The sequence below is a fragment of the Pseudomonas sp. PDM02 genome (assembly GCF_014852285.1).
GTDB lineage: Bacteria > Pseudomonadota > Gammaproteobacteria > Pseudomonadales > Pseudomonadaceae > Aquipseudomonas > Aquipseudomonas migulae.
In genome coordinates, this window is sequence record NZ_JACVBL010000002.1 from 267038 (window position 1) to 282701 (window position 15664).

General features: G+C 60.9%; 12 protein-coding genes. All 12 read left to right on the forward strand.

Annotated features, from left to right (window positions below; translation table 11 throughout):
- Positions 1-51: 51 nt before the first annotated feature.
- Entirely contained in the window at positions 52-903 is an 852-nt protein-coding gene (locus IB245_RS04755) for an ABC transporter permease (protein ID WP_008025264.1), read from the forward strand.
- Complete coding sequence (locus tag IB245_RS04760) at positions 900-1730, forward strand: quaternary amine ABC transporter ATP-binding protein (RefSeq protein ID WP_008036590.1); 831 nt, start codon at positions 900-902, stop codon at positions 1728-1730. Before IB245_RS04755 ends, IB245_RS04760 begins: the two co-directional genes overlap by 4 nt.
- 127 nt (positions 1731-1857) lie before the next feature.
- Positions 1858-3381: a histidine ammonia-lyase gene (hutH, locus tag IB245_RS04765; RefSeq protein ID WP_192226837.1), complete on the forward strand. Its 1524-nt coding sequence runs from the start codon at positions 1858-1860 to the stop codon at positions 3379-3381.
- A 131-nt stretch (positions 3382-3512) separates the two neighbouring features.
- Entirely contained in the window at positions 3513-5045 is a 1533-nt protein-coding gene (gene hutH, locus IB245_RS04770; RefSeq protein WP_008025261.1) for a histidine ammonia-lyase, read from the forward strand.
- An 87-nt stretch (positions 5046-5132) separates the two neighbouring features.
- Positions 5133-6338, forward strand: a complete 1206-nt coding sequence (gene hutI / locus IB245_RS04775; RefSeq protein WP_192226838.1) for an imidazolonepropionase — start codon at positions 5133-5135, stop codon at positions 6336-6338.
- Between the two features lie 10 nt (positions 6339-6348).
- Positions 6349-7152 carry an N-formylglutamate deformylase gene (gene hutG, locus IB245_RS04780; protein WP_192226839.1) on the forward strand — a complete coding sequence of 268 codons (804 nt, stop codon included), beginning with the start codon at positions 6349-6351 and terminating at the stop codon, positions 7150-7152.
- A gap of 267 nt (positions 7153-7419) precedes the next feature.
- A complete protein-coding gene (locus IB245_RS04785; protein ID WP_008036596.1) occupies positions 7420-8367 on the forward strand; it encodes a choline ABC transporter substrate-binding protein in 948 nt (315 codons plus the stop codon).
- 145 nt (positions 8368-8512) lie between these two features.
- Positions 8513-9442, forward strand: a complete 930-nt coding sequence (locus tag IB245_RS04790; RefSeq protein WP_192226840.1) for an alpha/beta hydrolase — start codon at positions 8513-8515, stop codon at positions 9440-9442.
- 104 nt (positions 9443-9546) lie between these two features.
- A complete protein-coding gene (gene pip / locus IB245_RS04795) occupies positions 9547-10518 on the forward strand; it encodes a prolyl aminopeptidase (protein ID WP_008025251.1) in 972 nt (323 codons plus the stop codon).
- A complete protein-coding gene (dtd, locus tag IB245_RS04800) occupies positions 10515-10952 on the forward strand; it encodes a D-aminoacyl-tRNA deacylase (RefSeq protein WP_008025248.1) in 438 nt (145 codons plus the stop codon). The genes pip and dtd overlap by 4 nt, the downstream gene beginning before the upstream one ends.
- A gap of 321 nt (positions 10953-11273) precedes the next feature.
- Positions 11274-13091 carry a glucan biosynthesis protein G gene (locus IB245_RS04805; RefSeq protein ID WP_192226841.1) on the forward strand — a complete coding sequence of 606 codons (1818 nt, stop codon included), beginning with the start codon at positions 11274-11276 and terminating at the stop codon, positions 13089-13091.
- Positions 13084-15654 (forward strand): glucans biosynthesis glucosyltransferase MdoH, encoded by a 2571-nt coding sequence (mdoH, locus tag IB245_RS04810; RefSeq protein WP_032832668.1) that lies wholly within the window; start codon positions 13084-13086, stop codon positions 15652-15654. The genes IB245_RS04805 and mdoH overlap by 8 nt, the downstream gene beginning before the upstream one ends.
- The last annotated feature ends 10 nt before the right edge of the window (positions 15655-15664 follow it).

Consider the following 15664-nt stretch of genomic DNA (forward strand, 5'->3'; position numbering starts at 1 on the left):
CGTCAGCGGCAGTCGGATGCTTGATCGCAACCCCTTGATTGAGAGTCTCTTATGTTTCCCGAAAGCTTTACCTTTTCCATCGCCGACTGGGTCAACGGTTGGGTCGATTCGCTGGTTACCAACTACGGCGATGTGTTCCGCAGCATCTCCGACACCCTGTTGTGGGCCATCGTCAATCTTGAAGGGCTGCTGCGTGCGGCGCCCTGGTGGCTGATGCTGGCGATCGTGGCGGGCGTTGCCTGGCACGCGACCCGCAAGGTCGTGACCACCTCCGTGATCGTCGGTTTGCTGTTCCTGGTGGGCGCGGTCGGCCTCTGGGACAAGCTGATGCAGACCCTCGCGCTGATGATGGTCGCGACGGTCATTTCGGTGCTGATCGGCATTCCGCTGGGCATTCTCTCGGCACGCAGCAATCGCCTGCGTTCGGTGCTGATGCCGTTGCTGGACATCATGCAGACCATGCCGAGCTTCGTGTACCTGATCCCGGTGCTGATGCTGTTCGGCCTGGGCAAGGTCCCGGCGATTTTCGCTACCGTGATCTACGCCGCGCCGCCGCTGATCCGCCTGACTGATCTGGGTATCCGCCAGGTCGACGGTGAAGTGATGGAAGCGATCAACGCCTTCGGTGCCAACCGCTGGCAGCAACTGTTTGGCGTGCAATTGCCGCTGGCCCTGCCGAGCATCATGGCCGGGATCAACCAGACCACCATGATGGCCCTGTCGATGGTGGTGATTGCCTCGATGATCGGTGCTCGTGGCCTGGGTGAAGATGTGTTGGTGGGGATTCAGACCCTCAACGTCGGACGCGGCCTTGAAGCCGGTCTGGCGATCGTGATTCTGGCAGTGGTGATCGACCGCATTACACAGGCGTACGGTCGTGCACGGCATGAGGTGAGCAAATGAGCAACGCAGCCATCAGCAAGATCGAAGTCAAAAACGTCTTCAAGATTTTCGGTAACCGTTCCAAGGAAGCGCTGGGCATGATCGGCCAGGGCAAGACCAAGGATCAGGTGCTGGCCGAAACCGGTTGCGTAGTCGGTGTGAACGACCTGTCGTTGAGCATCGGCAGCGGCGAGATCTTCGTGATCATGGGCCTGTCCGGTTCCGGAAAATCGACCCTGGTGCGCCACTTCAACCGCCTGATCGACCCGACCAGCGGTGCGATCCTGGTGGATGGCGTGGACATCCTGCAGTACGACATGGAAGCCCTGCGCGAATTTCGACGTCGCAAGATCAGCATGGTGTTCCAGAGCTTCGGCCTGTTGCCGCACAAGACCGTGGTGGACAACGTCGCCTACGGCCTGAAAGTGCGTGGCGAGAGCAAGCAGATGTGCACCGAACGCGCGCTGCACTGGATCAACACCGTGGGCCTCAAGGGCTACGAAAACAAATACCCGCATCAGCTCTCGGGCGGCATGCGTCAGCGTGTGGGCCTGGCGCGTGCGTTGGCGGCGGACACCGACATCATCCTGATGGACGAAGCCTTCAGTGCGCTCGATCCGCTGATTCGCGCCGAGATGCAGGACCAGTTGCTGGAGCTGCAAAAGACCCTGCACAAGACCATCGTCTTCATTACCCACGACCTCGACGAGGCCGTGCGCATCGGCAACCGCATCGCGATCCTCAAGGATGGCCGCCTGATTCAGGTCGGCACCCCGCGAGAGATCCTGCATTCGCCGGCGGATGAGTATGTCGACCGGTTCGTACAGCGGCGGGCGGCGGTGGTTTAAAGGTTTGCGGCGTTTGTGCCGGCCCCATCGCGAGCAGGCTCGCTCCCACACCTGTAGGAGCGAGGCTTGCCCGCGAAGGCGCCGGTGAAGCTGCATCAATATTCTGGTTGTACGGTTGAGGTTAATGATGTCCCAGGCTGAAAAAATCGTTATCGCCGATGCCCCGTTGCGTTGGCAGGATGTGGTCGCGGTAGCCCGTCACGGCGCACAACTCGAGCTGTCGGCCCAGACCTGGGCACGCATCGACAATGCCCAGGCGATCGTCCAGCGCATCGTCACCAGCGGCGAACGCGCCTATGGCGTCAACACCGGTCTGGGCGCGCTTTGCAACGTATCGCTCAAAGACGAACAGCTCAGCCAACTGTCACGCAACACCTTGCTCAGCCACGCCTGTGGCGTCGGCGCACCACTGGCCGACGAGCAGACCCGCGCGATCATGTGCGCAGCGATCCGCAACTACTCCCAGGGCAAATCCGGCATTCACCGGCAAGTGGTCGAAGCCTTGCTGGCGCTGCTCAATCGGGGCATCACCCCGCAAGTGCCGTCCCAGGGCTCGGTCGGTTACCTGACCCACATGGCACACATCGGCATCGCACTGCTGGGTGTCGGCAATGTCAGCTATCGCGGGCAGATTGTTTCCGCTCAACAGGCGCTGGCTGAAGAAGGCCTGCAACCTGTTCAACTCGGCGCCAAGGACGGTTTGTGCCTGGTCAACGGTACGCCGTGCATGAGCGGCCTCAGCTGCCTGGCGATTGCCGATGCGACGCGCCTGCTGCAGTGGGCCGACGTGATCAGTGCCATGAGCTTCGAAGCCCAGCGTGGCCAGATCGCTGCGTTCGACGCCGAGATCATCGCGCTCAAACCGCATCCGGGCATGCAACAGGTCGGGATCAACCTGCGGGCGCTGCTCGATGGCAGCGAAGTGATTGCCAGCAGCAAAGGCATTCGTACGCAGGATGCGCTGAGCATCCGGTCGATCCCGCAAGTCCACGGCGCCGCACGGGATCAACTGACCCACGCGATTCAACAGATCGAAACCGAGCTTAACGGCTGCACCGACAACCCGTTGCTGCTGGGCACACCGGACAACTTCCGCGTCATGTCCCAAGCCAACCCGCACGGTCAGTCCGTGGCCCTGGCAGCTGATTTGCTGGCCATCGCCATGGCCGAAATCGGCTCCATCGCAGAACGACGTCTGGACCGTTTGATCAACCCGCACGTCAGCGGTTTGCCGGCGTTCCTGGTGGCCAATCCGGGGGTGAACTCCGGGATGATGATCGTGCAATACGTCGCCGCTTCGCTGTGTGCGGAAAACCGCCAGTTGGCGCAACCGGCGGTGCTCGACAACTACGTCACTTCCGGCTTGCAGGAAGACCACCTGAGCATGGGCACCAACGCCGCGCTGAAGCTGCATCGCGCGCTGGAAAACTGCACGCAGATCCTCGCCATCGAGTACCTGCTGGCGGCCCAGGCTTTTGAATTCCTCAAAGAGCAACGCTTCGGCGCCGGCACCGATGCGGCGTGGCGTCTGCTGCGTGAGCGTGTTCCGGCCTACGACCAGGATCGCTGGCTGGCGCCGGACATCGCCGCCGCTGCCGGCGTATTGAAAGACTCGAATTTGCTGCACAAGGCTTTACCGAATCTGAACTGATTTCCACACAACACCAACGTGCCAAGGCGCGACTCCCAAAAAGCGAGTCGCGACGGACAACGGATATCTCCGGAGCGTCTGGTGAGTCTTCTTCGTTTATGAAGAATAAAAACTCTCAAAAGGAGCACAAAATGACTGCACTAAACCTGATCCCCGGCCAACTGAGCCTTGCCCAACTGCGTGATGTCTATCAGCAACCGGTCAAAATCACCCTCGATAACAGCGCTGCTGCCCAGATCGAAGCCAGCGTTGCCTGCGTGGAACAGATCCTCGCCGAGAACCGCACCGCTTACGGCATCAACACCGGTTTCGGCCTGCTGGCCTCGACCCGCATCGCCAGCGAAGACCTGGAAAACCTGCAGCGCTCGCTGGTGCTGTCCCACGCTGCCGGCGTCGGCGAGCCGATCAGCGACGCGTTGGTGCGTCTGGTCATGGTGCTCAAGGTCAACAGCCTGAGCCGTGGTTTCTCCGGTATTCGTCGCGTGGTCATCGACGCGCTGATCGCCCTGATCAACGCCGAGGTTTACCCGCACATTCCATTGAAAGGTTCGGTCGGTGCTTCCGGCGACCTGGCGCCATTGGCCCACATGTCGCTGGTGCTGCTGGGTGAAGGCAAGGCTCGTTACAAAGGCGAGTGGATGGAAGCGACCGAAGCGCTGAAAGTCGCCGGTCTGACCCCGCTGACCCTGGCCGCGAAAGAAGGCCTGGCGCTGCTCAACGGTACTCAGGTGTCCACCGCTTACGCATTGCGCGGCCTGTTCGAAGGTGAAGATCTGTTCGCGGGCGCCCTGGCCCTGGGCGGCCTGACCGTCGAAGCGGTGCTGGGTTCGCGCTCGCCGTTCGACGCCCGCATCCACGCCGCCCGTGGCCAGAAAGGCCAGATCGACGCCGCTGCCGCTTACCGCGACTTGCTGGGCGAGCGCAGTGAAGTGTCCGATTCGCACGAGAACTGCGAAAAGGTCCAGGACCCGTACTCCCTGCGCTGCCAGCCGCAAGTCATGGGCGCCTGCCTGACCCAGTTCCGTCAGGCTGCCGAAGTCTTGGCCGTCGAAGCCAACGCCGTTTCGGATAACCCGCTGGTGTTCGCTGCTGAAGGTGACGTGATCTCTGGCGGTAACTTCCACGCCGAACCTGTCGCGATGGCCGCCGACAACATGGCCCTGGCCATCGCTGAAATCGGCTCGTTGAGCGAACGCCGCATCTCGCTGATGATGGACAAGCACATGTCGCAACTGCCGCCGTTCCTGGTGGCCAATGGCGGCGTGAACTCCGGTTTCATGATCGCCCAGGTGACCGCTGCGGCACTCGCCAGCGAGAACAAGGCGTTGTCCCATCCGCATTCGGTGGACAGCCTGCCGACCTCCGCCAACCAGGAAGACCACGTGTCGATGGCTCCGGCTGCCGGCAAGCGTCTGTGGGAAATGGCGGAAAACACCCGCGGCGTTCTGGCGGTGGAATGGTTGGCCGCGGCTCAAGGCCTTGACCTGCGTGAAGGTCTGAAGACCTCGCCAAAACTGGAAAAGGTTCGGGCGATTCTGCGTAAAGAAGTGCCGTTCTATGAGAAGGACCGTTTCTTTGCGCCGGACATCAATGCGGCTAGCGAGTTGTTGGCGACGCGTTGCCTGAATGAACTGGTGACGGCGAAGTTGCTGCCTAGTCTGTGATGGCCTCTTCGCGGGCAAGCCTCGCTCCTACATTGTAGGAGCGAGGCTTGCCCGCGAACCGATTTTGAACATTGTGGAGATTACGGGATGAAAACTCTCTGGCAACACTGCCACGTCGCAACCATGGCGCAAGGCGTCTACTCGATCATCGAGGACGCGGCCATCGTGACGTCCGGTGCGCACATTGAGTGGATCGGCCCACGTGCTGAACTGCCGGCGGGTGAATATCCGGCCGTCAACGATTTGAACGGGGCCTGGGTTACGCCGGGCCTGATCGACTGCCACACCCACACGGTGTTTGGCGGTAACCGCAGCGGTGAATTCGAACAGCGTCTGCAAGGCGTCAGCTATGCGGAAATCGCCGCAGCTGGTGGCGGCATCGCCAGCACCGTGCGCGCCACGCGCGCGGCCAGTGAAGACGAGTTGTTCGCCAGCGCCGCCAAGCGGTTGAAGAGTTTGATGCGCGATGGCGTGACCAGCATCGAAATCAAATCCGGCTACGGTCTCGACCTGGCCAACGAACGCAAGATGCTGCGCGTGGCCCGCCGTCTCGGGGCCGAACTGCCGATCAGTGTGCGCAGCACCTGCCTGGCGGCCCACGCCTTGCCGCCGGAATACAAGGATCGCGCCGACGACTACATCGATCACATCTGCGCCGAGATGCTCCCGGCCCTGGCCGCCGAAGGGCTGGTGGATGCGGTGGACGCGTTTTGCGAATACCTGGCGTTCTCGCCGGCACAGGTCGAGCGCGTGTTCGTCACTGCGCAAAAACTGGGCTTGCCGGTGAAGCTGCATGCCGAGCAACTGTCGTCATTGCACGGTTCGAGCCTGGCGGCGCGTTATCACGCTCTGTCCGCCGATCACCTGGAATTCATGACCGAAGAAGACGCCATCGCCATGGCCGCGTCCGGCACGGTCGCCGTGTTGTTGCCCGGCGCGTTCTACTTCCTGCGCGAAACCCAATTACCGCCGATGGATGCGTTGCGCAAACACGGGGTGAAAATCGCCATCGCCAGCGACCTCAATCCCGGCACGTCACCGGCGCTGTCGCTGCGCCTGATGCTGAACATGGCTTGCACCTGTTTCCGCATGACCCCGGAAGAAGCCCTGGCCGGTGCGACGATCCATGCCGCCACCGCGCTGGGCATGGCCGACACCCATGGTTCGCTGGAAGCCGGCAAGGTCGCGGACTTCGTCGCCTGGCAAATCGATCGTCCCGCCGACCTGTCGTACTGGCTGGGCGGTGACCTGGAAAAACGCGTCGTGCGTCACGGCGTCGAAACAAGCGTTTAGGAGAGCAGTTGTGGATAAGGTTCTGAACTTCAAACAAGGCCGCGTGCCGCTGCTGATCAGCATGCCCCACGCCGGCGTGCGCCTGACCCCGGCGGTTGAAGCCGGGTTGATCCCCGACGCGAAAAGCTTGCCGGACACCGACTGGCACATCCCGAAACTCTACGAATTCGCTGCCGAACTGGGCGCCAGCACCCTGGCTGCCGAGTACTCGCGCTTCGTCATCGACCTGAACCGCCCGTCCGACGACAAACCTTTGTATGTCGGCGCCACCACCGGTTTGTACCCGGCGACGCTGTTCGACGGCATTCCGTTGTTCCGTGAAGGCATGGAGCCGTCGGCGGCTGAGCGCGCCACGTATCTGGAGCAGGTCTGGACGCCGTATCACAGCACCTTGCAGAACGAGCTGGCGCGTATGAAAGCCGAATTCGGCTATGCATTGCTGTTTGATGCGCACTCGATCCGCTCGATCATCCCGCACCTGTTCGACGGCAAGCTGCCGGACTTCAACCTCGGCACGTTCAACGGCGCCAGTTGCGATCCACAGTTGGCGACTCAACTGGAAGCGATCTGCGCCAGGCACACCGATTACAGCCATGTGCTGAACGGGCGCTTCAAGGGCGGCCACATCACCCGGCACTATGGCAATCCGGCGCAAAACATCCACGCCGTGCAACTGGAGTTGGGCCAGTGCACGTACATGGAAGAGTTCGAGCCGTTCCGTTATCGCCCGGACCTGGCAGAGCCGACGCAAGTGGTGCTCAAGGAGCTGCTGCAAGGGCTGCTGTCCTGGGGCCAAAAACACTACAACGCCTGACCCTGGTGGGAGCGGCGGTGCGACGATTCGACTTGCTCGCGAAGGCGGTGTGTCAGACACCATTGATGTCGACTGACACACCGCTTTCGCGAGCAAGTCGAATCGTCGCACCGCCGCTCCCACAGGTAACGCGTTCACTTTAGTCGCCACCGTGCAAATCTCGGTCGCCACAGTTCGCTTTTACCCTCTCGACGCTGCGTAATGTTCTGGACACGGTGCATCAAGACACCGGACCCATAATAATTCTGCCGCACGAGATCATTCCCAATGAAAAGACTGTTGACCTGCTGTCTCTCAATCCTCTGCGGTACCGCTCTTCTGAGCACCCCTGTTCTGGCCAGTGACGATGCTTCCTGCAAAGCCGTGCGCATGGGCGTGGTCAACTGGACCGACGTCATCGCCACCAGCGGCATGGCCGACGTGTTGCTCAACGGCCTTGGCTACGAAAGCAAGCAAACCAGTGCCGTGCAGCAAATCATCTTCGCCGGCATCCGCGACAAGCGCCTGGACATCTTCCTCGGTTACTGGAAACCGGCGATGGACAAGAACATCGCGCCGTTCCTGGCCGCCAATCAAGTGAAGGTCCTGGAAAAACCGAGCCTGGCCGACGCCCAGGCAACTCTCGCCGTGCCGGAATACGTGGCCGAGGCGGGGCTGAAAACCTTTTCCGATATCGCCAAATTCAAAGACAAGCTCGGTGGCAAAATCTACGGCATCGAGCCGGGCAGTGGCGCCAATACCACGATCAAAACCATGATCGAGTCCAATCAGTTCGGCTTGAAGGATTTCAAACTGATCGAGTCCGGTGAGGCCGGCATGCTTGCCGCTGTGCAACGGGCGGTGAATCGCAAGGAGTTCGTGGTGTTCGTCGGCTGGACTCCGCACCCGATGAACATCAACATGAAAATCGCTTACCTGACCGGCAGCGAAGATGTTTACGGGCCGAACGAAGGCGCGGCGACGGTCTCCACCGTGACGTCTCCGGACTACGCCGAGCGTTGCCCGAACGTGAACCGCTTGCTGGAGAACCTGACGTTCACCGCCGCCCAGGAAAGCCAGCTGATGGTGCCGATCATGGAGCGCAAGACGCCGCAGGACGTGGCCAAGCAGTGGCTGCGTGATCATCCGCAAGACCTGCAGCGCTGGTTGGCCGGTGTTAGCAGTTTTGATGGCAAGGATGGCGTTGCAACCGTCCAGGCCAGCCTGAAAAACTGACCGTAACGCAAAACCCCTGTGGGAGCGAGCCTGCTCGCGATGGTCTGTCAGCTACATTGATGTCGCCTGACACTCCATCGCCGGCAAGCCGGTCTCGCTCCTACAGGGGTTATCCCACTGTCCACAAATCCTCGGCAGCAGGCCCATGGCTCCTTACCTTCTTTCCAACGAAATGACGGCATTCGTCGAGAAAACCGTCAGCTTCAACGCCACCGACACCAGCCTCGCCGGACTGCGCCAGGCCTACAGCGAGATGTGCCGGGCGTTCACCCCGCCGCGTCCCGCCGGGCTATACGTAGTGGACTTTGTATTGGCCGGTGTACCGATTCGGTCCTATCAGCCCGCAGCTTTGCCATCGACCGACGGTAGCCCGTGCATTGTGTATCTGCACGGTGGCGGTTGGGTGGTGGGGGATCTGGATTCCCACGACTTCATCTGCGCCGAGCTGGCGTCGACGCTCGGCGTGTTGGTGATCGCGGTCGATTATCGTCTGGCGCCGGAGCATCCGTTTCCAGCGGCGTTCGATGACTGCCTGAAGGTCTGGCGAGCGCTGCGCTCCGGGCCGTTTCAACTGGACCCCGCACGTACGCTGGTGGCCGGCGACAGCGCCGGTGGCAATCTCGCCGCCGCGCTGTGCCTGGCACTGCGCGATGCGGGCGAACCACTGCCGGCGGCGCAAGTGCTGATCTATCCCGGCCTCGGTGGCGATCACCGTTTGCCTTCACGCAGTGAATGCAGTGACGCGCCTCTGCTCAGCAGCAGTGACGTGGATTGTTATCACGCCTTGTATTTGCGCGGCACTCAAACGCCTGGCACCTATGCCATGCCGTTGCTCGCCGGGGATTTGCGCGGATTGCCGCCGGCATTGATCGCGGTGGCGCAGTTCGACCCGCTACGCGATGACGGCGTGCTGTACGCCGAGCGCCTGAACGCTGCAGGCGTGGCCGCGACGCTTTATTACGGGGAAGGGCTGGTTCATGGCTGTCTGCGGGCGCGGGGTCAGGTCGCGGAGGTCGATGCGCTCTACGAAACGCTGCTCGGCTATTTGGCAAAAAAACGGGTGGCAAAACTCTGACTCTGCATGGACATGCTCATTGACGTAAATCGGGTTTATGATGCCCAACGGCAGAATAATAGAAGTCCCCCCAGGGATGACCTCGACCCCTTACGGAGCGCGCAATGCAGACTTTGTACCCGCAGATCAAACCCCACGCCCGGCACGATCTGGCTGTCGATGAAACCCACACCCTGTATGTAGACGAAAGCGGTTCACCGGAAGGTTTGCCGGTGGTGTTCATCCACGGCGGCCCCGGTGCCGGGTGTGATGCACAGAGTCGCTGCTTTTTTGATCCGAACCTGTATCGCATTGTCACCTTCGACCAGCGCGGTTGTGGTCGATCCACGCCCCACGCCAGCCTGGAAAACAACACCACCTGGGATCTGGTCGCCGACCTTGAGCGGATTCGCCAGCATCTGGGCATCGATAAATGGGTGCTGTTCGGCGGCTCGTGGGGCTCGACCCTGGCGCTGGCCTACGCGCAAACCCATCCGGAGCGTGTGCACGGCCTGATCCTGCGCGGGATTTTTCTCTGCCGTCCGCAGGAAATCGAGTGGTTCTATCAGGCGGGCGCCAGTCGTCTGTTCCCTGATTACTGGCAAGACTACATTGCGCCGATCCCGCTGGATGAGCGCGAAGACTTGCTCGGCGCTTTCCACAAGCGCCTGACCGGCAACGATCAGATCGCCCAGATGCACGCGGCCAAAGCCTGGTCTACCTGGGAAGGGCGGACCGCGACCTTGCGTCCGAACCCGTTGGTGGTTGATCGTTTCTCTGAACCGCAACGGGCGTTGTCCATCGCGCGCATCGAATGTCACTACTTCACCAACAATGCGTTCCTTGAGCCGAATCAGTTGATCCGCGACATGGGCAAGATCGCCCATCTGCCGGGCGTGATCGTTCACGGTCGCTACGACGTGATTTGCCCGCTGGATAACGCCTGGGAACTGCATCAGAACTGGCCGAACAGTGAACTGCAGGTCATCCGTGATGCCGGGCATGCCGCCTCCGAACCCGGCATTACCGATGCCTTGGTACGCGCCGCCGATCAGATGGCCCGGCGCCTGCTCGACCTGTCCCCAGCAGAAGCATGAAGGGCCTGTTGCAGCGCGTGCGTGGCGCGCGCGTCGAGGTAGCGGGGGAGGTGGTCGGTGCCGTCGATCAGGGTTTGCTGGTACTGGTGGCGGTCGAGCCCGAGGACACTCGGGCCAGTGCCGACAAACTTCTGCATAAGCTGCTTAACTATCGTGTGTTCAGTGACGCCGAGGGCAAGATGAATCTGTCCCTGGCGGATGTCGGGGGCGGGTTGCTGCTGGTCTCTCAGTTCACCCTGGCCGCCGACACCAAAAACGGGTTGCGCCCGAGTTTTTCAACCGCTGCCCCTCCGGCGCTGGGCGAGGAGCTTTTCGACTATCTATTAGAGAAAGCGAAACAGGTGCATGGCACAGTGGCATCAGGTAGATTCGGCGCGGATATGCAGGTGCACCTGGTCAATGATGGCCCGGTAACCTTCCTGTTACAGACCTGAAAGCGCTTGAAACAAGTTTTTAAGCGCTTTTTCACTGAAAACAGGGGTTTTTCGCGAGAAATACTTTGTTGCGCCTGATGCGTTGTAACGCGGCCTGCTAGATAATCGCGCGCTACGGGGATCAGCGTTCGTTGGTCCGTTTTGACTTAGGTAGAGACTTGTCCTGGGCCTGTTGGGGAATCATTTAGCCCCATAGGAGTCGGAACAATGCTCGCCAACTTGGCAAGAGTGGTTTGTAGGGACGGGTTTTTCATCCCGTTTACCTCACAGGCCCTTTAACTGGCCGTTGGTTTTTTGATCTGTTTTCGGCGAGGGTTGCTCGTGATTGTTAGTCCCTGTAATGCACCAAGATTGTCAGCCAAACGGCTACGAAGCGCACTGGTAGCGGGCTCTGCACTGCTCTGCCTGTTCGGCGCCGGCCAGCTTTGGGCATTCAATCTGGATGATGTATCGGTCAAGGCAAAAGAGCTGGCCGGGCAGAAATTCGAAGCCCCGCGCAGTAACCTGCCGAACGAATTCCGTGAGATGAAATTCGCGGACTATCAGAAAATTCGTTTCCTGACCGAAAAAGCCGAATGGGCCGATCAGAAAACCCCGTTCAAGCTTTCGTTCTATCACCAGGGTATGCATTTCGATACTCCGGTGAAAATCAACGAAATCACGGCCAACACCGTCGAAGAGATCAAATACGACCCGTCTCGTTTCGATTTCGGCGACCTGAAATTCGATCCTAAAGCCACCGAACAACTGGGTTATGCCGGTTTCCGTGTGCTGTACCCGATCAACAAGGCCGACAAGCAAGACGAAATCATGACCATGCTGGGCGCGAGTTACTTCCGCGTTGTCGGCAAGGGTCACACCTATGGCTTGTCCGCTCGCGGCCTGGCAATCGATACCGCGTTGCCGTCCGGCGAAGAATTCCCGCGTTTCCGTGAGTTCTGGATTCAACAGCCGAAGCCGGGCGACAAGCACCTGGTGATCTTCGCGCTGCTGGATTCGCCACGCGCCACCGGTGCCTATCGCCTGACCCTGCGTCCGGGCAGCGACACCATTGTCGACGTCAAGGCGCAGATGTTCCTGCGTGACAAGGTCACCAAGCTTGGCGTTGCGCCGCTGACCAGCATGTTCCTGTTCGGCGCCAACCAGCCGTCGAAAGTGCTGAACTACCGCCGCGAACTGCACGATTCCAGCGGCCTGTCGATCCATGCCGGCAACGGCGAGTGGATCTGGCGTCCGCTGAACAACCCGAAACACCTGGCGGTGAGCAACTTCTCGATCGAGAACCCGCGCGGTTTCGGCTTGCTGCAACGTGGCCGTGACTTCAGCCACTACGAAGACCTCGACGACCGCTACGACAAGCGCCCAAGTGCCTGGATCGAGCCAAAAGGCGATTGGGGCAAGGGTTCTGTCGATCTGGTCGAAATTCCGACTGCCGATGAAACCAACGACAACATCGTTGCCTTCTGGAGCCCGGAAAAACTGCCTGAGCCAGGTCAGCCGCTGGAATTCGGCTACCGCCTGCACTGGACCATGGACGAAGCGGCGATTCACGCACCGGACAGCGCCTGGGTCAAACAGACCTTGCGCTCTACCGGCGACGTCAAGCAGTCCAACCTGATTCGTCAGCCGGACGGCAGCGTTGCCTATCTGGTGGATTTCGAAGGCCCGTCCCTGGCAGCGTTGCCGGCCGATACAGACGTTCGCAGCCAGGTCAGCGTGGGTGATAATGCCGAGCTGGTCGAGAACAGCGTGCGCTACAACCCTGAAACCAAGGGCTGGCGCCTGACCCTGCGCATGAAGATCAAGGATCCGGGCAAGTCCACCGAGATGCGTGCCGCACTGGTGCAGAACATCGTGCCTGCCGATCTGGCCAAGACTTCGATCCCATCGTCCACCTCTTCTGTTGCCAAGGCCGACAAAGTGGCCGCCAAGCAAGCGGAGAAAGCGGACAAGGACGCGAAGGCCGCCGAGGCCAAGCAGGCCGAAGCCAAGCCAGTTGCAGATGCCAAGGACAAGGCGAACAACAAAGACGCCAAGCAGCCTGTCGCTGCCGACGCGGCCCCAGCCACACCGGAATCGGCACCGACTGAAGAAGTCCTGACCGAGACCTGGAGCTATCAGTTGCCTGCCGATGAGTAATTCTCAAGTTCAGCCAGAAACTCTTGCCGAGTATCTGGCGCATCTGCCGATGACCGACGAGCAGCGCGCGGAACTCGCGGGCTGCAAATCGTTCAGCGAACTTCACGAGCGTCTGTCGTCCTCGACGTTCGATGCACCGGTCGAGGCGGCTCAAGCCTCGGTCGGCCGTCGCTTGACCCTGAGCACCGCTGAAGAGCTGGAAGAGGCGGAAATGCTGGTGCTCGACGCCAGCGGGCGTGTTTGCCTCAAGGCAACCCCGCCGATCCGCCGGACCAAAGTCGTGCCGGAGCCTTGGCGCACCAATATTCTGGTGCGTGGCTGGCGGCGTCTGACCGGTCGCACCAACCCGCCGGCTCCGCCGAAAGACGAGAACGTGCTGCCGGCGGCCCGCTGGCGTACCGTGGGTTCGATCCGTCGTTACATCCTGCTGGTACTGATGCTCGGTCAAACCATCGTCGCCGGCTGGTACATGAAAGGCATCATGCCGTACCAGGGCTGGTCGTTCGTCGACCTCAACGAAGTCCTGCATCAGCCGCTCCTGCAAACCGTCACGCAAGTGCTGCCGTACGCGCTGCAGACCACCATCCTGATCATGTTCGGGATTCTGTTCTGCTGGGTCTCGGCCGGTTTCTGGACCGCACTGATGGGCTTCCTCGAGTTGCTCACCGGTCACGATAAATACCGCATCTCCGGTAAAAGTGCCGGCAACGAGCCGATCCCCAAAGACGCGCGCACCGCACTGGTGATGCCGATCTGCAACGAAGACGTGCCACGGGTGTTTGCCGGTCTGCGCGCGACGTTCGAGTCGGTCGCTGCCACAGGTGACCTGGACCGCTTCGACTTCTTCGTCCTCAGTGACAGTAACGATGCCGACATCTGCGTCGCTGAACAGCAGGCCTGGCTGGACGTCTGCCGCGAAGCCAAGGGTTTCGGCAAGATCTTCTATCGCCGCCGTCGCCGTCGCGTAAAACGCAAAAGCGGCAACCTCGACGACTTCTGCCGTCGCTGGGGCGGTGACTACAAGTACATGGTCGTGCTCGACGCTGACTCCGTGATGAGCGGCGAATGCCTGACCAGTCTGGTGCGCCTGATGGAAGCCACGCCGGACGCCGGGATCATCCAGACCGCGCCGCGTGCGTCGGGCATGGATACTCTTTATGCGCGCATGCAGCAGTTTGCGACTCGCGTGTATGGTCCGCTGTTCACCGCCGGTCTGCACTTCTGGCAGTTGGGCGAATCGCACTACTGGGGCCACAACGCGATTATCCGCATGAAGCCGTTCATCGAGCACTGCGCCCTGGCGCCGTTGCCCGGTAAAGGCGCGTTCGCCGGCGCGATTCTGTCCCACGACTTCGTTGAAGCCGCGCTGATGCGCCGTGCCGGTTGGGGCGTGTGGATTGCCTACGACTTGCCGGGCAGCTACGAAGAGTTGCCGCCGAACCTGCTGGACGAACTCAAGCGTGACCGTCGCTGGTGCCACGGTAACCTGATGAACTTCCGCCTGTTCCTGGTCAAGGGCATGCACCCGGTTCACCGTGCGGTGTTCCTCACCGGCGTGATGTCTTACCTGTCGGCGCCGTTGTGGTTCTTCTTCCTCGTGCTGTCGACGGCGCTGCTGGCGGTCAACACGCTGATGGAGCCGCAGTACTTCCTTGAACCGCGTCAGCTCTACCCGCTGTGGCCACAATGGCACCCGGACAAGGCCATCGCGCTGTTCTCGACCACTATCGTGCTGCTGTTCCTGCCGAAGCTGTTGAGCATCATCCTGATCTGGGCCAAGGGCGCGAAAGAGTTCGGTGGCAAGTTCAAGGTGACCCTGTCGATGCTGCTGGAGATGTTGTTCTCCATGTTGCTGGCGCCGGTGCGGATGATTTTCCACACCCGTTTCGTACTCGCCGCGTTCCTCGGCTGGGCCGCGACCTGGAACTCGCCGCAACGTGACGACGACTCCACGCCATGGAGCGAAGCGGTCAAGCGCCACGGTCCGCAAACCCTGCTGGGCTTCTTCTGGGCCCTGTTGGTGATCTGGCTGAACCCGAGCTTCCTCTGGTGGCTGGTGCCGATCGTCGGTTCGTTGATGCTGTCGATCCCGGTTTCCGTGATCTCCAGCCGTGTCGGCCTGGGCCTGAAGTCCCGTGACGAGAGCCTGTTCCTGATCCCTGAGGAATACAATCCGCCACAGGCGTTGCTGGCAACTGACCAGTACACCCATGAAAACCGTTGGCATGCGCTGAAAGACGGCTTCATCCGGTCGGTGGTCGATCCACAGCAGAACGCCCTGGCGTGTTCGCTGGCGACGTCGCGCCACGGTCAGGCCGAGCCAATCGAGTGGCTGCGGATCGAGCGGGTTCGCCATGCATTGAAAGTCGGGCCTGACGGTCTGAACAACAATGAGCGTGTGCAACTGCTGAGCGATCCGGTAGCACTGGCTCGTTTGCATGAGCAGGTCTGGAGCGAAGGTCATCCCGAGTGGCTGGAAGCCTGGCGCAAATCGGTGAAATCCGATCCCCATGCGCCGTTGCTGCCGCTCAAGCCGCTGAGTGCACAACCGCAGTTGGCATAATAAAGAACCC

Bases quoted from the DNA above. Each gene is read 5' to 3' on its own strand.
- IB245_RS04755 (WP_008025264.1), top strand. From the start codon at position 52: ATGTTTCCCGAAAGCTTTACCTTTTCCATCGCCGACTGGGTCAACGGT.
- hutH (WP_008025261.1), top strand. From the start codon at position 3,513: ATGACTGCACTAAACCTGATCCCCGGCCAACTGAGCCTTGCCCAACTG.
- dtd (WP_008025248.1), top strand. From the start codon at position 10,515: ATGAAGGGCCTGTTGCAGCGCGTGCGTGGCGCGCGCGTCGAGGTAGCG.
- mdoH (WP_032832668.1), top strand. From the start codon at position 13,084: ATGAGTAATTCTCAAGTTCAGCCAGAAACTCTTGCCGAGTATCTGGCG.
- hutI (WP_192226838.1), top strand. From the start codon at position 5,133: ATGAAAACTCTCTGGCAACACTGCCACGTCGCAACCATGGCGCAAGGC.
- IB245_RS04790 (WP_192226840.1), top strand. From the start codon at position 8,513: ATGGCTCCTTACCTTCTTTCCAACGAAATGACGGCATTCGTCGAGAAA.
- IB245_RS04785 (WP_008036596.1), top strand. From the start codon at position 7,420: ATGAAAAGACTGTTGACCTGCTGTCTCTCAATCCTCTGCGGTACCGCT.
- IB245_RS04760 (WP_008036590.1), top strand. From the start codon at position 900: ATGAGCAACGCAGCCATCAGCAAGATCGAAGTCAAAAACGTCTTCAAG.
- hutH (WP_192226837.1), top strand. From the start codon at position 1,858: ATGTCCCAGGCTGAAAAAATCGTTATCGCCGATGCCCCGTTGCGTTGG.
- pip (WP_008025251.1), top strand. From the start codon at position 9,547: ATGCAGACTTTGTACCCGCAGATCAAACCCCACGCCCGGCACGATCTG.